Below are 698 nucleotides of genomic sequence, written 5' to 3' on the forward strand. Positions count from 1 at the left end.
ATGGTAGTGTGGGGTTTCCCCATGTGAGAGTAGGTCATCGTCAAGATTAAATTCCGAAACCCCTATCTGCGTATGCAGGTAGGGGTTTTGTTTTTGTCCGCAGGAAAACTCATACAGCAATACCGGACAGCTCCACGCTGTCACAGTCTCCCGACAATGTTAAGGTTCGCCCTTGGCGTTTGTATTTTCCAAGGAAGCCTTTATGCCGGACGCGACGTCCCTCAGTGCTGGTTTTATGGTGGTTCACGGCAACCGCCTGGATGAGTTGCGCAGCCTGGTGGTCAGCTGGATGCGGCGCTACCCGCTGGCTCCCCTGGAGAATGAAATCGCGTTGGTGCAAAGCAATGGCATTGCCCAATGGCTGAAGCTGGCACTGGCGGAAGATTCTGAGGACGACGACATGGGAGGCTGCGGCATCGCCGCGGCCATTGACGTGCAGTTACCCGGCASCTTCATGTGGCAGCTCTATCGCATGGTACTTGGCCGTGACGAAATTCCGGTCAAGTCCCTGCTCGATAAAGCACCGCTGACCTGGCGTCTGATGCGCCTGCTGCCGCAATTGATCAACCAACCGCACTTCGAGCCGCTGCAGCGTTTCCTGACCCATGACACCGATCTGCGCAAACGCTATCAATTGGCCGAGCGTCTGGCGGATCTGTTCGACCAATACCAGGTCTATCGGGCTGACTGGCTGGAAG

1 protein-coding gene is annotated in these 698 nt (G+C 56.1%); it reads left to right on the forward strand.

The genetic code is table 11. The features are described from left to right. Positions 1–202: 202 nt before the first annotated feature. On the forward strand, positions 203–698 hold a 496-nt coding region (locus tag AC1DVH_RS32285; protein ID WP_477757194.1), incomplete at its 3' end, for an exodeoxyribonuclease V subunit gamma.

Source organism: Pseudomonas sp. P4_C3, from assembly GCF_056402075.1.